Source organism: Pontibaca salina (genome assembly GCF_016307205.1).
In the GTDB taxonomy this organism is placed as follows: domain Bacteria; phylum Pseudomonadota; class Alphaproteobacteria; order Rhodobacterales; family Rhodobacteraceae; genus Pontibaca; species Pontibaca salina.
Genome location: NZ_JAEIJD010000008.1, coordinates 101,406 through 119,746, shown reverse-complemented (window position 1 = coordinate 119,746; position 18,341 = coordinate 101,406). Strand labels below are relative to the sequence as shown.

Genomic DNA, 18,341 nt, shown 5'->3' with positions numbered 1-18,341 from the left:
ACCCCTCTTCCAGCCCGCGGGTCAGAGCCCGCGATTGCGGGATCGCCGCACAGGCGTCGTGCAGCGCATCCAGCGAGGGAAAGGGCGTGTCCCAAGCCGACACCTCGACCTCTTTTGCTTTACTTTGAGCCATCAAATCAGCCATCGACAAGGGCTTGCCGGTGGGGCCGAAATCTGCTTCGCCCCCACACCAGTCACGCAGACCCAAACGGTCAAATATAAAATCGTAAGTGGCCATTAATTTGCCTTCCGAGTTATCGGCCAAGCCGATCAAACCTTTGCAACCGTGTATCGCCTGCGCGACTGCCTCGGATCAGTCGATGAACCTCCCCAAGTTCTGGCGCGCCTCGTCACTTACCCAACTGCTCCAAGCGTTGGAATGATCCTGAATAAAGCGCACAACCGTTTCCTCGATCGAGGCTGAGTTTTCACTCTTCCAGCCAAGAAGAGCACTCATCGTGTCTGTCTCTATGGTGAAATTGCTCATCATTTCAGCAACTTCCGGTTCGCGCTCCCTAAAGTCCGTTGTAACGACTGTGTAAACCGGAGCATCTGGGAATTCCGATATCTGCGGATCAGCGTTGTTCGCGTTTTGATTGGCCCTATCAATTTCCGTATGATATTTGCCAAGTGATACGCGGGTCATATCATATTTACCCATCACCTCTGTCGGGCCCCAGTAATACCCAAACCAAGCTTCCTGATTTTCATAGGCCGAGGCAATGGATGTTGCCAGCGTCTCTCCCGATCCATGATTGAACACCTTTAACCCGTGTCCTTCCATATCAACGGCCCTAACCAGATTGTCGTTTCGAATACGGCACCCAAACCCATCTGGACAGTTATTGAAAATTCCTCCGACCAGTTCTGGATTGGCCAACACGCCGTCAATCGACTTAAGCTCTGGGTGTTTTTCAGCCAAATACGTCGGCACCCACCACCCTTCTACGCCTCCGGGATCTAAAACCGGGGCCAATTCGTCAAGCTTCCCTTCATCTTTCAACCTGTCGTAAATGTCACCAACGCCGTTGAGCCAGAGCTCGGTGATAATGTGCGGCTCGTTATTCTCGGCAACGGACACCATCGCAGGTGTCGGGTCGGATGGAACCACGGTAACCGTGCAGCCATACCCTTGCTCCATGAGAAACTTGGCTAATTGGGTGACAATAGCTGCCGATGCCCAGTTCATCTCGGTGATGGAAACTTCGCCGCACTCGGCTTTTGCCTCTCCAGGCATAGCCATTACGGCCAAGAAACCGAAAACCCCTAATGACGCAGTCTTCATAATTACCTCCCTTTTTTACGGTATAATTTCATGTTGACGTCGGTGCAGCGCTAGACCTATCGACCAGCCGCTCCCGAACTTTACTTACCCGTCTCAGTTCACCTCCCCCAGCTGGATTGGATCTTGTCTGACTCGCTATAGCTACTGATGGGGGCGTGTCTTCAACGGATCATAAAACGGTATGGCGCTCACCGTTGCTGTGGTTTCGATGTCGCCGCCCACAACCTGAACCACTGTGCCATTGGCAATATCTGCGCGTAGATGGCCGAGGGCCAGAGATTTTCCCATGCGGTGGGAGTAGCAGGGACTGTTGACTATCCCGACATCCTCGCTCCCGATGAGTAGCCTCTCCTCCCCATTGAGCATGTCCGGGTGATCCACGATAAGACCTACGTTCTGGATCCGCTCCTTGCCCTTCGCAGCCATGAGAGCTGATTTCCCCCGGAAGTCTTTTTTGTCCGCGTTCACCGTAAAGCCGAGACCAACCTCCCAAGGGGTATGCGCGCTATTCATGTCGAAATCATAGAATAGCAACCCTGCCTCGATCCGCACCTTGTCTAGGGCTGTGAATGAACAGGGCATGACCCCCGCCTCCGCCAGCTTATCCCAAATATCGACGATGACCGATCTGTCGGCAAATATCTCATACCCTCGTTCTCCGGAATATCCCGTGCGCGAAATTCGGCAAGGATGGCCGAAGATCTGGGCCAAAGTATGATTGAAATACCCGAGCTTTTCGAGATCTACATTACAGTTCGGGTTCAGGATTTCGAGCGATCTTGGCCCCTGCACGGAAACATTGTGGAGGTCATCGTCAAGCGCTATTTCGACATTCCGGCCTTCGCCTGAAGCGGTCAGCATCTTCTGTGTGCTGCCAGAGCCATGCACAATCATCCACTCATCACCACCATTGTTTGATACGATCGCGTCATCCGCCATCGTACCCTCTTCTGTGAGGACCGAGAGATAGCTGGCTTTACCCGGTGTGACGCGGCTCAGGTCGCGGCTGGTGGCGTGATCGAGAAGCGCTTGCGCATCCGGCCCTCGAACAAAGACCTTCTTGAGCGGTGACATATCGAACATTCCCGCCGCCTCGCGCACGGCATCATGTTCGTCCATGGGGTCAGTGTTGTAGGTCCAAGCGGTCCCCATGCCATTCCAATCTTCGAGTTCGGAGCCGAGAGCGCGGTGTCGGTGAGCAAGCTCCGAGGTGCGGCTGAGTTCTGTGGTCATGTCGTTTCCTTTGCCTTCAATGTTGATGGGTCTGCATTTCAAGATTGTGCCAAGCCATAAAAACGTGGTTGCTGCAGGCTTGGCTAATATGGAGATTTTCAGGCTCGCCCGTCCGAGTCTGCGGATCGTGGCCGGACAGATGTGCCGCCATGGGCGATGGCCCAGCTGGCATTCTGGGCAATACCGCCCAGCGGGAAAAAATGCAGGCTGACGATGTTGCTGTCGGGATTGGCAGCCTTATAGGCTGCCAATTCGGTGACCACCTCGGTGGGTTCATAGGGCAGGACCAGCTTGGTGACATCCCTCGCGCGTTTCTGAAGCACCTTGAGCGAAGCCCCGACACCGCAGGATATGGCATATCTGATCAGCGTCTGCAGCCGCGCCGGCCCTGCGATTCCGACATGGACGGGCAGCGTGATCGCGGCCTTCTGCAGCGCCTCGGCCCAGGCGATGAGCGGCCCCGCCTCGAACATGAACTGCGTGACGATGGCCATCTCGGCAGCCGTGCGCTCGGAAAAGCCCTGCTTCCACCGCAGCGCGCTATCCAGAACTTCAGTGCCGCCGGCGGGGTCGATATCACGATTGCCTTCGGGATGCCCTGCCACATGAAGCCGGGTGAACCCCGCCTTGTCGAACAGCCCGGTTTCCATCAACTGCATCGAGCTGTGGAACTCCCCCGCCGGATGCGCTCCGCTGCCGCCCAGCAGCAGCGCCTGCCGCACATCGGCCTCGCCCTGGTAACGCGCTATCCAGTCGGCCAGCGTGGCGCGGTCGGGGATGAGACGCGCGGGGAAATGCGGCATCACCACAAATCCCTCTGCGTTCAGGCGGCACGCAGTACGCACCATTTCCTCAATCGGCGTGCCGTCGATATGGGCAATGTAGACCCGCGTGCCTTCAGGCAGGAGCGCGCGAAAATCCTCCACCCTGTCGGCAGTGCGCGGCATCACCTCGATCGAGAAGTCGCTGATCAGCGCCTCGGCTTGCGGATTAACCGCCATCCGGTCCGCCGTATCACGTTTGCGCAAGTTGAACAGAGTCATATGGGTCTCCCACGCAGTTTTCAGATACACGCCCCGCCATCGTTGCCGGTCAGCGTCTCGAGGCGCGCGCGGGCGGCTGCCGCGTCCCGCCGCACCTCGACCACATTCCGATCCCAACGCCCACAAATGCGGTCAGGTCGCAAAACGTTCTCTGGCGCTGTCGAAATAGGATTTCGTGAACGGCATCGGAACTACTTCGGCGTCGACTGGCCGGCCTGGATATTCAGCGTATTCATCCGGCAAATATGCCTTGAATTGCTTGCCGTAAGTACCAATCGGAAAGCCGCGTTGATTTAGCGTGCCGTCGAATGGAACATACCCCATTGCGATATTGCGCCCAATATCCGGATGATACCACGGGGATGTGATAAACCCACAGGGTGACTGGTCTTCTCCAGTAGCTAATGGCCAGAAGTCAGGCGCAAAATCCTCAATTGGCTTTCCACCCATGACGAGTCCAACCAACTGGAGTTTGTAGGGCCGCTCACCGGCGCGCAATTGGGTGCGCATTTGTTCCAAGGCTCGTTTTCCGATGTAATCACCAGCCTTATTCCATTCGCCCTTGCCGCTAAGTGAGACTTGGTATCCCAGATTGCATTGGAACGGATTATGCTGGTCATCCATGTCCTGCCCCCATGACAGAATTCCAGCCTGAATTCGCCGACAATGCGGGGGGGCAGTCACCATCAGGTTATGCGCCTCACCAGCCTTCAAGATAGTATACCAGAGTGCTTCGGCATGTAGCGTGGAATCGCGTGGATAAATTTCAAAGCCGGCCTCGCCCGAGAAACCCGTCTGCGATATCACGCACTCGCAACCGGCGATGTTGGCCTCAGCGAGCCCATAATAAGGCATCTCTGATAGCGACACTTGGTCGCCGACAAGATCTTGCATCAGCGCAAGAGATTTGGGCCCTTGGACTTGAAGCGGACAGATATCAAGTTCGTCGATTTCGACATCGAAAGATTTATCGTGGTTAACACCCTGCAGATAAATTCCAATATCAGAATCTGCAAGGGAAAACCAAAACTCATCTTGACTCAGTCGAAGCAGAATTGGATCATTGAGCACCCCGCCCTTAGAATTGCAAAGAATTACATAGCGCGCCTTCATTGCCGGAATTTTCGTTGCATCGCGCGTAATGACATAATCGACAAAAGCCTCTGCATCAGGACCTTTAACGCGAATTTGACGCTCAACCGCTACATTCCACAAGGTTACGTTTTCCTTCAACGCGCGATATTCGACCATGGCCCCTCCGTCTTCGGGGCGAACATAACCAAAGGGATGATAAATCCGATTATAGATCGTCGCACGCCAAGCGCCCTGCTCTATAGAGAGATGCCAAAAAGGCGACTTTCTTACCCTTGTGAAGATCAGCATCTCGATAGGCGTGCGGCCCGTCTGGCGCAGATTGTAAGGGACCGTCCTATCGGATTGATCGACGGAAGTGATGTGGTGTGGAATCATAATACTTCTCCCTAGTGCATCCGCTTATCGACAAAACGATTCAAACGGAGCGATGTTAGATTCGGCCATCCAGATATCTCAGTTGTTCATTTATTAATGATAGGTTGTCGCTCTTTCGTCCGTCAGACAAACAAAAAGATTTGCACAGTGCGTCAAAAAAATTTAAACTGAAAATATGCGTTTCCGGAATTACGATAATCTCCGTCTCTTTAACATTGTCGCACGACATATGAGTTTGACGGCAGCGGCGGAGGAGTTGCACCTCACCAAGGGGGCAGTCAGCTATCAGATCGCCCGACTGGAAGAGGAACTTGGATTTTCGGTATTCATGCGGCGGCACCGCGGGATCGATCTAACCGATAAGGGGAGACGGCTTTGGCATGTCTCGCAGGCCGCCTTCAATGCATTGGAGCGCGAGATTTCCGTCCTGCGCGAGACGGACCCTTCTCGGATCACCATCGGGCTTTCGACTTACCTCGCCTCGCGCTGGTTGTCGCCGAGACTTATGGGGTTCCTGTCCGAGCACCCGAAGATCGCGCTCAGACTTCAGCCGCTGGTTGAGCTAATAGATTTGCGCGGCACCACCATAGACATGGTGATCCGCTGGGGAAGGGGCGAGTGGACCGACCTGACAAATGAGCTCCTGTTCGCCTGCCCGGCCTTTCCGATCGTGGGCTCATATTACGCGAACCGGATCGATGAGCTGGGCCTGCAAGCCACCTTACCGGAACTTCCGCTTCTGCAGGATCGGGAGGGGAGCGTCGCTTGGTATGATTGGCATCAAGCTGCTGGTTTACCTTATGTTTCCACCCGGAATGATTTAATTATTCCCGATCCAAATGTGCGTGTGCAGGCGGTAATAGACGGGCAAGGCGCAGCGCTCGGCGATCACCTGATAGCGCAGGAGCTATCCGGCGGACGGCTTTTTCGGACCTCCCAGGTGGAACTCACTCAGTATGGATACCATTTGGCCTATCCTGCAGAGGCACTTGAGAATCCTGCCATTAAGGCATTCCGCGACTGGATCCTGAACGCGGCGGAGGAACATGTCTCTTTGTGTTAATTGAGAAAATGGGATGATGCAGCCGGATTCGGTGGCGAGCTTCATGACGGCCTATAGCACGGCCACAAACGCCCATAATGGCGCGCAAGAGGCCAAGCGCGCCCGTCTGCAATCTGAGCGCGATGCCACGGCGCGCAAACTTGATGGCCTCTACGATGCGATTGCCGAAGGGCTCCGCAGACCGGGCCTACAAGCCAAACTGAGCGACATGGAGCAGCGGATCAAAGAACTCGACCGCGAAATCGCCGCTCCGCCCCCGTCCCCGGTGCGCCTCCACCCCAATCTGTCCGAGATCTACCGCCGCAAGGTCTAGGATTTGGCCGCGACCTTGGCCGATCCAGAGATTCGCACCCAAGGGCTCAAGGTCATCCGTGAGCTGATTGAACGCGTAACGCTCAGGCATTAGGACGGCGAGATCATCCTCACACTCGACGGCGCGCTGACGGCAATGATCGATCTGGCCCAAAATGCGAAAAACCCTTCCGAAGAAGGGTCTCGCAAGAATATCGATATCAGTTCGGTCAAAGTGGTTGCGGGAGGGCGCAACCACCTTGACCGAACATCCGCGAAAATTGACCTTCAGTAAAAAGAAAATGCCGTTAAAACAATTGCAATACAGCAGGTTAGCCCCATAGGCTCGAACGGTATCAGCCAATCCTGATCTTCATTCAACAAACCTTGCGCAAAGAATGCACCCAGCATTCCTGGCAAATGACAAACTTATTCCCGCCACGCGTCCTTCACCCAGGTCGTAGGCCGAGTACAATGCCGCAGATAGCGACAGAGCGTACCTTCGCGTTTCGGGCGATTGCTGGCGTTACGCAGATGGTCAGACCAAATGAAACCTTCGCAACCGACCCAACCGCCGCGAATCGCAACCTCTGGGTGCACACCGCCCGTAAAGTTCATAGCGCGCGCATCCTTCCCCGCTTTTGGCGTGACCCCTGCCGTATTGTTATATCTTCTCAAGATGTTGCTTGTACACTTTGGTGGGTAAAATCGTAACGGTAATTCCCACCGCGTGTGCGGGGAATGCATCGGTGGCGGGATGGGGGTGTCTCTTCGAAAAGCCGAACGCCGCGCGCGCGGAACTCAGCTTTATACTGCGGGGTGGTATTTCTATGCGTCATAGGATTCGCCTTTTGAGAGTTCCGCTCTCCGGAATCGTTGCCAGCCTGCGCTTGTCCCACCAGATGCAACCGCAAGTGCAACCGCAAGGCCGACCCTGCGGCTAGTTTGCGAACCGGCGAAGGCTCAGCGCAACGATTGAGGCTTGCGCTCGCTATACTGCCACTCGGACATCCTACGCCCTTCTTGAGCGTGTCAACACGCCCTGCCTTTCAGCGGATCGTCGTGCTTCCCCGACAAGCTGCTTCCGATGCAGAAGATAGGTGACGTCTTGCGGAGGTCAGCCGAGGGTTACCCTAAGTTGACTTCTCCTCCGCTCAGCCGTACTTGCGAATGACAATCATTACCAACTACGGCTTCCATAGCCGTTTGCCACTGAGAGGTGACTATGGTCAGTCGTTTACGCAACTCCAGTTTTGCTCTGATTACGTTAGCCGTCGTTGGCGTGACTTCAGCCGCGGCCCACATTGTAACGGAAGAGCCGTGGCACCCTGCTTCGGCGGCCTATCGCTCGATGCTATTCATGGCAGACCTTGAGCCCGTACCGTGGGAACTGGTGCGTGAAGCCTATGAAGAGCCCCATCTTGCTGCCGAGATTACCAGACCGGCACGCGAGTTCTTTCAGACCGAAGCTGTAAAACTGGATCAAGCAATATCTGAGGCGATTAATGCTGAAGATCGACAACAGCTTTATGAGGTGACGACACGAGCGCTCTCCCACCTTACCCGCTCTGCCCTTGATGAGGCGGCTGAGCTTCTCGACCAGCCCGGCAAGGCCTATCAAAAAGCGTTAGAGGCCCAAGGCCTTTACCGCGGTTTTGCAAGCTTTGTTGAAGAGACTGACCCAGAATCAGGCCGGGCACTCGGCTTGGCATGGCTCGATCTGATGAACGCCGTCGGATCGAGCGGTATATCGGGCGCGCATGTCATCGCCGCTAACGCGCAAGCATTCGACGATGCGCGGCAGAAAATTGAAAGTTACCTGATTGAAAACTTTGAGCCAGAGCAGTTTTTGCCGCGACAGACGCTGACGCCGCTGCCCGAAGGCGTCGTGGCTGCCCAAGGCGAGGTCAAGGTCATGGCATGGCTACCGCCCGGTTCGGACCTGAACGATCAAGACCCGTTTCCCGAACAGATCCTGAACACCGAAGGCATGGGGATAGACGAGGCGGACGTGCCACTGATCACCTATGGCGACATGCTGTTTGACAGCCCGTTTATTCTGGGCGAGCCGGCGCGCTCATTGGGGATCAACTGTTCTACCTGTCACAATAACGGTGACGTCAACCGCGACTTTTTCATTCCCGGTATCAGCCATCAGCCGGGGGCAATGGATGTGCGGGGCTCATTCTTCAACCCGATGTTCAACGATCATCGCCGCAAAAGCCTGGATTTCCCGTCACTGCGTGGCGTGCGCTATACCGCGCCCTACGGAAACGACGGGCGGTTTTCCAGCCTTGCAGAGTTCACCCGCAACGTCATCGTGAACGAGTTTGCCGGGCCGGAGCCGACCAAGTTTCAGCTGGATGCGTTAGTCGCTTATATGCTCGAGATCGATTTCTTGCCGAATTCTCGCATTGATGAGGCCGGCAAATTGACCGAAGGCGCATCGGATAGCGAACTGCGGGGCGAAGCACTGTTTCGCAAACCCTTCCCGCAGATGGACGATAAGTCCTGTGCGTCCTGCCATATACCGTCAGCGGCCTTCGTCGATCGGCAGATCCACAATATCGGCTCGGGCAGTGAAACCTATGACGGGGCGATGGATAGGTTCTATGCCACGCCGACCCTGCTCGGTATCAGCCATACCGCTCCGTATTTTCATGACGGCTCTTTGCCCACCATTGAAAGCGTCGTCAGCTGGTTCGATACGCGCTACGAGTTGGAGCTTGACCCGCAAGAAATCGCTGACCTGACGGCCTATGTGACCGTAGTCGGTGAAATCGACGAGCCCTATGAGGAGTTTGACGACAAAAACACCGAGTTCCGGGTCGAGTGGGAAGAGCTTACCGCATTTGCCACGACCTATGATGCCTTCTCGCGCAATCGCGATGCGGAGAATGCCAGCCTGATGCTTAAAACCGTTGGCTGGGATCTGGCGCTGGATGCGAGCGGGATGATGAACATGGCTGCCAAGCCAAAGGTCTATGAGCTTGCAGGAATTCTGGGTGATATGCGGGCCGCGGTCGACGCTGATGATTGGGAGACCGCCGATGCCCTGTGGGAAACATTCCAAGAGAAACAAGACAAATATGACGCAGAGATGTACTGAGTGAGGGCCACCGCAATGATGAAAAGACGTAGCTTTATGCTTGGGGCGGCAACGCTCCCACTGATGATGTCGGGGGCGATTGCTCAGGGCCGCGATGATCTCGTGCTTGCCTTTATCCCACAGGAGAACCCGGAAAAACTGATCGGGGATATTGCCATAATTTCCGAATGGTTAAGCGATGAGATCGGCATTCCGGTGCGCGGCTTCGTCACCAGTGACCATGCGGCCGCTGTCGAAGCTCTGCGCAACGGCGATGCGGATATATCGTTCATGGGAGCCTTGCCTTACGTGCTGGCAAATGAACATGTCGGTGCCCAAATTATTCTGCAGGAAGTTTATCGGGGCGAGCCCTCCTACACGTCACGGATATTTGTCCGACGCGACCGCGGCATCAAGGAACTTGCCGATCTGAAGGGCAAGACCATCGCCTTTGCCGATCCGATTTCCGAATCCGGCTATCTCTATCCGCTTGACGAATTTGCCGCGGCTGGCCTGCTGGAACGTGGCGCCGACCCGAGCACCTTCTTTGATCGTCTGCTGTTTGCCGGCGGCTATCAGCAAGCGATTCAAGCGGTCGCCAGCGGTCTGGTCGATGCCGCCGGTGCCAGCCAATATTCCGAACTGCTGCTGTCGCCCGAGCAGCAACAAGAGGTCATCTGGATCAGCGAAACCCCGTCCCTGCCCTCACACGGGGTCATTGCGCGCGACGGCCTTGACGCGGATTTGCGGGAGCGGTTCGTCAACGCCATGCTAAAGCTGAATGACCCCGATCATCAGGAACTTTTGCAGCACGTCTATAGCCCCGATGGTTACATCATCGCTGACCCCGGTGCCTATGAACCGGTGCGGGATCTCGCCCGTGCCTATGGCCTCTTGGGCTAAGCTCATGACGCCCGCAGGTGCGATCTCATTGGGCGACATCGGGTTTCGCTATGGCCGCGAAACCCGAAATACGCTGTCAATTTCCGAGTTGCACATCAAGGCCGGGCAACGTGTTGCGCTTATTGGCGCGTCAGGGGCGGGCAAGAGCACCTTGCTCAAGCTGATCGATGGGCGTTTGCGCGGGTGGAGCGGCTCGTGCCGGGTTCTCGGTCAGCGCCTTGACCCCCAGCGACAGCCGCCGCGGTCATGGCGACGCAAGGTCGGTTTTGTGTTTCAGGAATTCGCCCTGGTGCAGCGGGAAACCGTGCGACGCAATGTGTTGCATGGTCGTCTTGGACATGTGGAACCGGTCCTGTCTCTATTGGGCCGTTTCACAGACAAGGACGACCATGCGGTTGATCGCGCCATGTGCGACGTCCATATGGACGCATTCGCCGACAAAAGGGTTGACCGGCTCAGCGGCGGTCAACGCCAACGGGTCGCGATTGCGCGATGTCTGGCCCAGACCCCGCGCCTCATCCTTGCGGATGAGCCCATAAGCAGCCTTGACCCAATGACTGCCCAGTCGATCCTTACAATTCTGCGAGATCGGGCCTCCGCGCGAAACGCGACCTTGATCCTGAGCTCGCACCAGCCCGCTCTGGTCGCCGATTATGTAGACAGGTTTATCGCGTTGGATGCAGGGCGCATCGTCTTTGATGGGCCGCCCGATCAATTGCACGAACACCGATTATCCGGAATTTACCGGAACGCTGCTGCGACACAGCACGAGAGACCGCATGAGTTCGCTTGACCACAATGTTACCACTGCAACCGGCAGCAATCGCGCATCGCGGACGCGATCCCGCGCGCGGGCCTGTTCATTCGGGCAGTTCTCAATATCATTGACGGTGGCCTTGGTGATCATCTGGTCATGGAACGGCAGCGACTTTGATCTTCTAAAGCTTGCTAATAGCGGAACCCGTATCTTGGACTTTCTAGGGCGGATGTTGCCGCCTGACCCTTCGGTCCTGCCGGTTGTGATCGCATCCTCGGCCGAGACCTTGCGGATCGCAGTGCTGGGCACGGTCGGCTGCGTTATTCTCTCGGCCATTTTTGGCTTATTGGCGGCGGCCAATCTTACACCGCGCTGGGTGCACCTGCCGGTCAAGGCGCTGTTGGCCATAATCCGCGGCCTCCCATTGATTCTGGTCGCGATGATCATGGTCGGCGCGGTCGGTCTGGGTGCGCTCCCTGGCATTCTGGCGATCACGTTTCATGCAACCGGGATGCTGGCCAAGTTCTATGCCGAGTCCATCGAAAGCGTCGATCCTGCGCCCATAGAGGCTTTGGAAAGCGCCGGCGCGACAATGTTTCAGAGACTCCGCTTTGGTGCTTGGCCACAAATTGCCCCGGACCTGCTGCGCGATACGTTGTTTCGTTTCGAGATGAACCTGCGCGAGTCCCTCATCCTCGGTGTGGTCGGCGCGGGCGGGATAGGCTTCTATATTCAGATGTATGTGCGTGCTTTCCAATACGAAAAGGTCGCGACGCTGGCGCTTGTCGTGGTGGGATTCGTGGTTCTCATCGAATTGGGCAACAGCGCCGTGCGCAGTCTTTTGCGTTGAAGATAACGCCACGACAAGTTTCCAACCGCCGCCATCGCAATCAGCCATGTATGTGAATCAACATCACAATTTTGGTCTGACCCCGAACCTTCTACCGCCCTTAGCGCGAGTTTTCCGGCTTCGATCAGGGTGACAGGCTGGTGGTGCCCCCCGATTTCGTTAGCGTGATCGGGGTCTTGTTGCCGATCGCGCTGTGTGGCCGTTCCTCATTGTAGTATCTCCGCCAAGTCTCCAACTTTTCGGCCGCATCCGCAAGTGTCAGGAACCAATGCGCGTTCAGGCACTCGGCCCGGAACCGTCCATTGAAGGCTTCGATGAATGCGTTGTCTGTCGGTTTTCCGGGGCGTGAGAAGTCCAGGATGACGCCGCGCTGATAGGCCCAGAGGTCCATGTCACGCGAGATGAACTCGCTGCCTTGATCGACCCGGATCGTCTTGGGATAGCCCGTTTGCCGACAGACCCGATCCAGTGCTGCCACTACATCCTCCCCGCGATAGCTGAACCGCGCATCGAGCACCGGCACGTATCGCGAGAAGGTATCGACGACCGTCAAAACCCGCAGCTTCTTGCCCGTCGCCAGCTGGTCGTGAACAAAATCCATCGCCCAGACGTCGTTCGGGCCGACGGCTTCGGCACGGTCATCGCGCAGCTTCGCCTTCACCCGCCGCTTCGGTGTCTTGTTCCTCAGCTGCATGACCAACTCCCTGTAAATACGATATACTTTCTTGATATTGATGCCCCAACCCTCGCGGTCCAGGAGCACATGGACCCGGCGATAACCGTAACGCACCCGCGTTTCGCAGATCTCTTTGATCCGCTTTTCCACGGCAGCCTGATCGGCGCGGCGGGATTTGTAGTGGAACGTCGAGCAGTCAAATCCGATGGCTCCACATGCCGTCCGGATCGAGACCGCCCAATCGCTGCACATCCCGCGAACAACTTCGCGCATTCGACCAGGCATCAGATCTTTCGCCGGATGACGTCCTGGAGCATCTCACGGTCCAAGGTCAGGTCGGCCACGATCTTCTTCAGCCGCCCGTTCTCGTCCTCAAGCTGCTTCAACCGTTTCATCTCGCTCGGCAGCAGCCCGGCATACTTCTTCTTCCAGTTGAAGTAGGTCGCCTGGCTGATCCCCGCCTTTCGGCAGATCTCAGCCACCGGCGTGCCTTCCTCACCCTGTTTGATAATGAACGCCTGTCTCGCGCGTCCGAAAACTTCGATGCCTTCATGTGATTCCGCTCCTCTCCCAGCCAGGAAATCGTAGCGGAAAACTCCAGCTTCAGGTGGTCCAGTTTGCGGGGATCAGATCAATTTGAGCCACCCAAGCATCTCAGCAACATATTAAAACGATATAACATCACAACAACCACACCGGGTCACAATCAGCACTGACGTTGACCCAGCGCATTGAGCAATTTTGGAAATAGTATCCAGCGGTTACACTTGGATTTGAGTGAGTCAAAATGTGACGCTGATTCACAACCTTGACCGAACAACCGCTAAAATCAGCTCTCTATAAAGACAAAACTCTATTGAAATCACTATAAGTGCTAACGGTATCGGCCAAGCCTGATCCTTATTCAGCGATCCTTGGAAAAACGAGCACAACATTCCCAGGAATGACAAACTTATTCCCGCCACGCGTCCTGCACCCAGGGCGTGGGACGCGTGTAATGCCGCAGATAGCGCCAGAGCGAGCCTTCGTGTTTCGGGCGCTTGCTGGCATTGCGCAGATGGTCGGACAGAGTGAAACCTTCGCGACGGACCCAACCGCCGCGAATGGCAACCTCTGGGTGCACACCGCCCGGAAAGATCACCACTCGCGCACCCTTCCCCGCTTTGGGCGTGACCCACCAGTTCAGTGGGAACAGCGGCAAGCATTGGTAACGGAAATGTCGGATCCATGGGGATGGAAACAGGTCGATCCCGCCCGGTGCCTTGCGCGTGACGAACCGTTGCTCATAGCCATATTTCTCGGAAATGCCGATCGGATCGGCACAGAATGCCTCTTGCAGGGGCAGCAGCTTGCCCACCGGAAAACGAAAGCAGGAGGTCTGACCCAACCGCTCGAAGGGCTTTGCGGCATTGCGTGACAAGATAACCTGATCAGGATCGCCATAGGTGAACAGGTCATCCAACGAGCCCGTAATGACAAGGTCCAGATCTAGAAACAGTACGTTCCCGGTAAGGTCGCCCAGCTTGGGCCCCCAAAGCCGCGACTTGGGCCACACGCCCCGCTTGGTTTTTGGAATTTCGATCGGAATTTCAGGCAGCGGCTGCGCGTCAACCTCATGGCGAATTCCAGCGGTGTTGTCCGTAAAGCAAGTGAACCGGAACGGCGGCGTGATATTGCGCGCGACCATGGCGTAAAGCCGGTTGATGAACCGCGGCCCATATTTTGTGCCCCAGTTGATGCAAATTACCTGTTTCATCATGCTCACTTCCGATCCGATCACCAACGATTTTCGCGGTACCCGACCCCTGCTCTGGCTAGCGACCGCTCATCGCTTGCTTTGGCCAGTAATCTATACCAATGCAAGCCTACCAGCGCCGACAGCCCAACCAAACCCGAGGTTGGCGGTAAATGTGACCGGCGCTGAAGAACAGCCTGACGATCGTCGGCGGATCCTATAGCGAGAGCGTCGGTCGTGGACAGCGCCCCTCTTGTTGGCGATATAAAAATGATAGGGGCTATCGCTCTTAAATGAAGTCATGTAATGGCTGCGGGGTGTAAGACGGCGTCTTATGTGATGGGAAGCTGTTGACGGCAAGCATTATTGAAGCCGATACGACGCGCTGCAAATGAAGAGTTCACGCCTTGGAGCAAGCAAATCAATGTATCAATCATGACGATCAGTGCCGACAATAATATTCACCCCATGACAAACTGCGGCGTCACACTTGAAGTAGACGTTCGTGAAAAATGGTACTACGGCGCGCTAGCCCCCTTCTCAACACATTATCGTCAAAAGTTGAAATTGGCCCGGACGCCACTCGCAGATCGCATCGTCCTTGACCACCTACTCTCCACCGAACACCCGAAAATTATCTTTGCCAAGAACTCGAAGGCGGCCTGCACTTCAATTGCACATGCCATTTTCCGGCTAGCAAGCGGCTATCAATACAATGGGAGAATCCATAAAGAGTCGGATGTGCTCACGCAAGGGCGTGAGCACTGGGAGAAGAACATGTCCCGCCTTTCATCACCTCTTTATAAGTCCGTCACCTTTGTTCGACATCCTGTTGATCGGCTTGAGTCAGCATTCCGTGATTTTGTAGTCGAAAGGCGAAATCCAAATCACGTTTACCATATGGCGCAATTCCGGAAGTTCGGATATAATGAAAATCGAAGTATAACCGACAACCTCAACATTTTCCTCGATTATGTCGAGGCTAGTCATGAAATATCAAGATTAAGAACAGATAGGCACTGGCGGCTTCAGGTCGATAACGTCGGCTGGGGCCGGTTCCAATATGATTATGTCGGTAGAGTCGAAACGCTTGCAAAGGATCTGCAGTCATTTCTTATTATGGCTGGTGTAGAAGCAGAGGCAGCCGCGCGTGTGGCCTCCATCCGGATGAACACATCTCGAAGCACCGAGCGTATCGCCAGCAACTCTATGATTTACCGTATACAAAAGTTGTATGCGGAAGACTTCGAGGCTTTTGGCTACGATTGACCGTCTTTGAAGGGGGAAGCGCTGTAATGTTGTCGATTGTTTCGTTAATGAAAGAAAACTTCGAGGATATTGCCCATTTCATAACACACCACCTTGATATCGGAATTGACGACATCATCATATTTTATGACGGGGATAATGCCGAGGATCTCCGAAGCTATCTTGAAGCCAAACCAATCAACGGTGGATATTCTGTAATCTCCATTTATGAAATTGCAGAAATCAAGCCTCACTTGAAGCCGCCGAAGACTTTTAAGACCATACAAAACGCCGTGCATCAAATCGCCTGTCGGAAGGCTCGTTATCCTTGGCTGATCACATTGGACGCCGATGAGTTTTTATCTGCAGGCAACCTAGATGCAACCGCTCTTTCAGCGATACCCAAACAGATCTTATCAGTTCGGTTGCCGGTGGCAGAGGCCGTCTGGCTACCAGACGATGACCCTTGGTCTGCCTTTGGGTCAACGGGCTTCAGAACACCTTTGCGATTTCGGAACCCCAAAAAGCTACCTAGCCTACTCCGCAAGATGCTGCCTCGCATGGTCTATCGTGAAGATAGTGTTTTTTTCACTGACAACGTGATAGGGCACGGCCAAGGAAGGCACATCTATCGCCGAGACGCTAAATTCGATTACATTGGCCCCCACCACGCGGAGATACAGGGTAACAACGTCTCCACGGCTGTGACGGATTTGCGTTCGGCACTGCGCGGCGTCGAGGTTTATCATTACGACGCGATCAGCTTTGAGAGATGGCGTGAAAAACTTCGTCGGCGCGTTGAAAATGAGATACTGTCTGACAACATGCGGATCGATCGTCGAAGAATGCTTGACGTGTTTCTTTCTTGCTATAAGCGTCCTGACGCAGAGGTGCTTACCTGTCAAAAGCGCTTATTTCTGCGCATGTACTGCCTAAGCTGGCGTCAGTATGTCTTGCTAAGGGTTTTTCGAAGCAGTTTTCGAGCATCACCATTTCAATCGAATGATCGCCATGTTGATTGTCACTGAGAACTGACCCGGTATTCTCACCGAGATTTGACCCACCTTCAGTTATGCGCTGCAGTTTATGATGTGGTCAATATTGCGGTCTCCTTTCCTGTTTTCTTTGCAGCCTCAGAGCTGGCTTTGAAGCGGAAGCTGTCGTTGCCGGTTTCCAGACTGTGACAGCGGTGTGTGAGCCTATCGAGGAGCGCAGTGGTCATCTTGGCATCTCCGAAGACCTGCGCCCATTCTGAGAAGCTGAGGTTGGTGGTTATGATCATGCTGGTGCGCTCATACAATTTGCTGAGCAGATGGAAGAGAAGCGCACCTCCAGACGCGCTGAATGGCAAGTAACCGAGCTCGTCCAAGATAACCAAGTCAACTGTCGTCAGCATCTCAGCCAGCTTCCCTGCCTTGCCGAGCGCCTTCTCCTGCTCCAAGGTATTGACCAATTCTACGGTCGAGAAGAAGCGTACCTTGGGCCTGTGGTGTTCGATGGCTTGGTCGCCGATTGCCGTTGCCGTGTGGCTTTTGCCCATTCCTGGACCACCCATCAGCACGACATTCTCTGCGCTTTCAACGAACTCGCATCGGTGCAGCTGCCGCACAGTCACTTCATTGATCTCGCTTGAAGAGAAGTCGAAGCCTGCAAGGCCCTTGTATGCAGGGAAGCGCGCCTCTTTCGTATGGTAGGCGATTGAACGCACCTCGCGCTGCGCGATCTCAGCCTTGAGCAGTTGTGACAACATCGGGGTTGCGGCGCCGAACGCCGGCGCACCTTGGGCGACCTGGTCTTCGACCGCGTTTGCCATTCCTTAAAGCTTGAGGCTGCGCAACATGATAACAATGGTTGCTCCTGCTGGGTCATGACGCATGGTGTTTCTCCCCAGCATGTCTCAGGCCGTCATAGCGGTCTTGGCTATGTGACAGCTTAATATGGGCGACCTGAAGCTTGACCCGCTCACCACCGATATTGCCCCAGTCTTCGCTCCAATCGAATTGAAAGGCTTCCCCTGCCTGGAACACCGAAGGTTCAAACGTGCCCCGCCCTGCCGTCTGTTCAACGCGATGGCGTTCTGCACGCCACGAACGAGCAAAAGCTGCCACGCGTTCGCAGGAGCCAATATATCCCAGATGAACCAAATCAGCGTGCATTTGCTTGACTGTTCGCCGTTCTTTGCACGACTTGCGGGTTTGGATCAAAAGCCAGGCAGACAACCGATCCGCATATGGGCCCAGCTTGCTTGGACGCTTGGGCGCCTTGAACTTTGGCTTCACCGCGCCTTCGCGCAGGTACTTCTTGATCGTATTTCGAGACAAACCTGTCCGACGAGCAATCTCTCTGATTGGCATTTTGTCACGCAATGCCCAGCGTCTGATGACACTAAAAAAACCCCACGTCTATCACTCCCAATCCCCCAACGAAAACTGTCGGGGCAGTGTGTTCACATGGGTCAATTCTCAGTGACTATTTATGAGCATACCGGGTCAGTTCTCAGTAACAATCAACAATCAGACGTCCCCTATGTTGTATTATTAAAGAGATTATGCTCTTCGTCTTTTAGATCAGCTGGCTTTATTCCTGCAACCGCTTAGCGCAACCTCTGCATCATAAAGGTTGTACTGTACAGCGTGCAAATCTTGAGCGGCGCTTGCCTAGTCAGTGCATCACACTTACTAACCGTTTATAGCGGCTCC

14 protein-coding genes and 3 pseudogenes are annotated in these 18,341 nt (G+C 55.0%); 8 read left to right on the top strand and 9 right to left on the bottom strand.

Going from position 1 to position 18,341, the window contains the following annotated elements; genetic code table 11:
* The 5 genes and pseudogenes from JAO82_RS10920 to JAO82_RS10900 all read right to left on the bottom strand — a co-directional run.
* Positions 1 to 238, bottom strand: a pseudogene (locus JAO82_RS10920) (glycine/betaine ABC transporter permease); the annotation flags it as partial.
* 75 nt (positions 239 to 313) lie between these two features.
* Complete coding sequence (locus tag JAO82_RS10915; protein ID WP_198686408.1) at positions 314 to 1,285, bottom strand: glycine betaine ABC transporter substrate-binding protein; 972 nt, start codon at positions 1,283 to 1,285, stop codon at positions 314 to 316.
* Positions 1,286 to 1,426: 141 nt separating this feature from the next.
* Complete coding sequence (locus JAO82_RS10910) at positions 1,427 to 2,518, bottom strand: aminomethyltransferase family protein (protein ID WP_198686407.1); 1,092 nt, start codon at positions 2,516 to 2,518, stop codon at positions 1,427 to 1,429.
* Positions 2,519 to 2,616: 98 nt separating this feature from the next.
* A complete protein-coding gene (locus JAO82_RS10905; protein ID WP_198686406.1) occupies positions 2,617 to 3,561 on the bottom strand; it encodes a methylenetetrahydrofolate reductase in 945 nt (314 codons plus the stop codon).
* A gap of 132 nt (positions 3,562 to 3,693) precedes the next feature.
* Positions 3,694 to 5,031, bottom strand: coding sequence for an aminomethyltransferase family protein (locus tag JAO82_RS10900; protein ID WP_232897352.1), 1,338 nt, complete (start codon positions 5,029 to 5,031; stop codon positions 3,694 to 3,696).
* Positions 5,032 to 5,206: 175 nt separating this feature from the next.
* Between JAO82_RS10900 and JAO82_RS10895 the strand changes: the two genes are divergently transcribed.
* The 6 genes from JAO82_RS10895 to phnE all read left to right on the top strand — a co-directional run bounded on the left by JAO82_RS10895 (position 5,207) and on the right by phnE (position 11,983).
* Positions 5,207 to 6,094, top strand: a complete 888-nt coding sequence (locus JAO82_RS10895; protein WP_198686405.1) for a LysR substrate-binding domain-containing protein — start codon at positions 5,207 to 5,209, stop codon at positions 6,092 to 6,094.
* Between the two features lie 16 nt (positions 6,095 to 6,110).
* Positions 6,111 to 6,407 carry a hypothetical protein gene (locus JAO82_RS10890; protein WP_198686404.1) on the top strand — a complete coding sequence of 99 codons (297 nt, stop codon included), beginning with the start codon at positions 6,111 to 6,113 and terminating at the stop codon, positions 6,405 to 6,407.
* Between the two features lie 1,203 nt (positions 6,408 to 7,610).
* A complete protein-coding gene (locus JAO82_RS10885; RefSeq protein ID WP_198686403.1) occupies positions 7,611 to 9,494 on the top strand; it encodes a c-type cytochrome in 1,884 nt (627 codons plus the stop codon).
* Between the two features lie 15 nt (positions 9,495 to 9,509).
* Positions 9,510 to 10,376: a phosphate/phosphite/phosphonate ABC transporter substrate-binding protein gene (locus JAO82_RS10880; protein WP_198686402.1), complete on the top strand. Its 867-nt coding sequence runs from the start codon at positions 9,510 to 9,512 to the stop codon at positions 10,374 to 10,376.
* 4 nt (positions 10,377 to 10,380) lie between these two features.
* A complete protein-coding gene (locus JAO82_RS10875) occupies positions 10,381 to 11,169 on the top strand; it encodes a phosphonate ABC transporter ATP-binding protein (RefSeq protein WP_198686401.1) in 789 nt (262 codons plus the stop codon).
* On the top strand, positions 11,156 to 11,983 hold the full coding sequence (gene phnE, locus JAO82_RS10870; protein WP_198686400.1) for a phosphonate ABC transporter, permease protein PhnE: 828 nt from the start codon (positions 11,156 to 11,158) through the stop codon (positions 11,981 to 11,983). Before JAO82_RS10875 ends, phnE begins: the two co-directional genes overlap by 14 nt.
* Before the next feature lie 124 nt (positions 11,984 to 12,107).
* Here phnE and JAO82_RS10865 read toward each other — a convergent pair.
* Both JAO82_RS10865 and JAO82_RS10860 read right to left on the bottom strand, forming a co-directional pair.
* Positions 12,108 to 13,212, bottom strand: a pseudogene (locus JAO82_RS10865) (IS3 family transposase).
* 399 nt (positions 13,213 to 13,611) lie between these two features.
* Entirely contained in the window at positions 13,612 to 14,418 is an 807-nt protein-coding gene (locus tag JAO82_RS10860; protein ID WP_198686399.1) for a glycosyl transferase, read from the bottom strand.
* A gap of 411 nt (positions 14,419 to 14,829) precedes the next feature.
* On the opposite strand from JAO82_RS10860, the gene JAO82_RS10855 reads away from it, so the two are divergent.
* The gene (locus JAO82_RS10855) at positions 14,830 to 15,663 is read left to right on the top strand and encodes a sulfotransferase family 2 domain-containing protein (protein ID WP_198686398.1); all 834 of its coding nucleotides are present in this window, start codon (positions 14,830 to 14,832) and stop codon (positions 15,661 to 15,663) included.
* The gene (locus tag JAO82_RS10850; protein WP_198686397.1) at positions 15,660 to 16,670 is read left to right on the top strand and encodes a glycosyltransferase family 2 protein; all 1,011 of its coding nucleotides are present in this window, start codon (positions 15,660 to 15,662) and stop codon (positions 16,668 to 16,670) included. Before JAO82_RS10855 ends, JAO82_RS10850 begins: the two co-directional genes overlap by 4 nt.
* Before the next feature lie 56 nt (positions 16,671 to 16,726).
* Here the strand turns inward: JAO82_RS10850 and istB are convergent, their stop codons facing one another.
* Both istB and JAO82_RS10840 read right to left on the bottom strand, forming a co-directional pair.
* Positions 16,727 to 17,455: an IS21-like element helper ATPase IstB gene (gene istB / locus JAO82_RS10845; protein ID WP_232897351.1), complete on the bottom strand. Its 729-nt coding sequence runs from the start codon at positions 17,453 to 17,455 to the stop codon at positions 16,727 to 16,729.
* 103 nt (positions 17,456 to 17,558) lie between these two features.
* Positions 17,559 to 17,996, bottom strand: a pseudogene (locus JAO82_RS10840) (helix-turn-helix domain-containing protein); the annotation flags it as partial.
* Positions 17,997 to 18,341 lie beyond the last annotated feature (345 nt).

What these genes read in the sequence shown, in the direction of transcription:
- JAO82_RS10900 (WP_232897352.1), bottom strand. Translation starts at nt 5,031, where the DNA reads ATGATTCCACACCACATCACTTCCGTCGATCAATCCGATAGGACGGTC.
- JAO82_RS10910 (WP_198686407.1), bottom strand. Translation starts at nt 2,518, where the DNA reads ATGACCACAGAACTCAGCCGCACCTCGGAGCTTGCTCACCGACACCGC.
- JAO82_RS10855 (WP_198686398.1), top strand. Translation starts at nt 14,830, where the DNA reads ATGACGATCAGTGCCGACAATAATATTCACCCCATGACAAACTGCGGC.
- JAO82_RS10880 (WP_198686402.1), top strand. Translation starts at nt 9,510, where the DNA reads ATGATGAAAAGACGTAGCTTTATGCTTGGGGCGGCAACGCTCCCACTG.
- istB (WP_232897351.1), bottom strand. Translation starts at nt 17,455, where the DNA reads ATGGCAAACGCGGTCGAAGACCAGGTCGCCCAAGGTGCGCCGGCGTTC.
- JAO82_RS10895 (WP_198686405.1), top strand. Translation starts at nt 5,207, where the DNA reads ATGCGTTTCCGGAATTACGATAATCTCCGTCTCTTTAACATTGTCGCA.
- JAO82_RS10890 (WP_198686404.1), top strand. Translation starts at nt 6,111, where the DNA reads ATGCAGCCGGATTCGGTGGCGAGCTTCATGACGGCCTATAGCACGGCC.
- phnE (WP_198686400.1), top strand. Translation starts at nt 11,156, where the DNA reads ATGAGTTCGCTTGACCACAATGTTACCACTGCAACCGGCAGCAATCGC.
- JAO82_RS10885 (WP_198686403.1), top strand. Translation starts at nt 7,611, where the DNA reads ATGGTCAGTCGTTTACGCAACTCCAGTTTTGCTCTGATTACGTTAGCC.
- JAO82_RS10905 (WP_198686406.1), bottom strand. Translation starts at nt 3,561, where the DNA reads ATGACTCTGTTCAACTTGCGCAAACGTGATACGGCGGACCGGATGGCG.
- JAO82_RS10915 (WP_198686408.1), bottom strand. Translation starts at nt 1,285, where the DNA reads ATGAAGACTGCGTCATTAGGGGTTTTCGGTTTCTTGGCCGTAATGGCT.
- JAO82_RS10875 (WP_198686401.1), top strand. Translation starts at nt 10,381, where the DNA reads ATGACGCCCGCAGGTGCGATCTCATTGGGCGACATCGGGTTTCGCTAT.
- JAO82_RS10860 (WP_198686399.1), bottom strand. Translation starts at nt 14,418, where the DNA reads ATGATGAAACAGGTAATTTGCATCAACTGGGGCACAAAATATGGGCCG.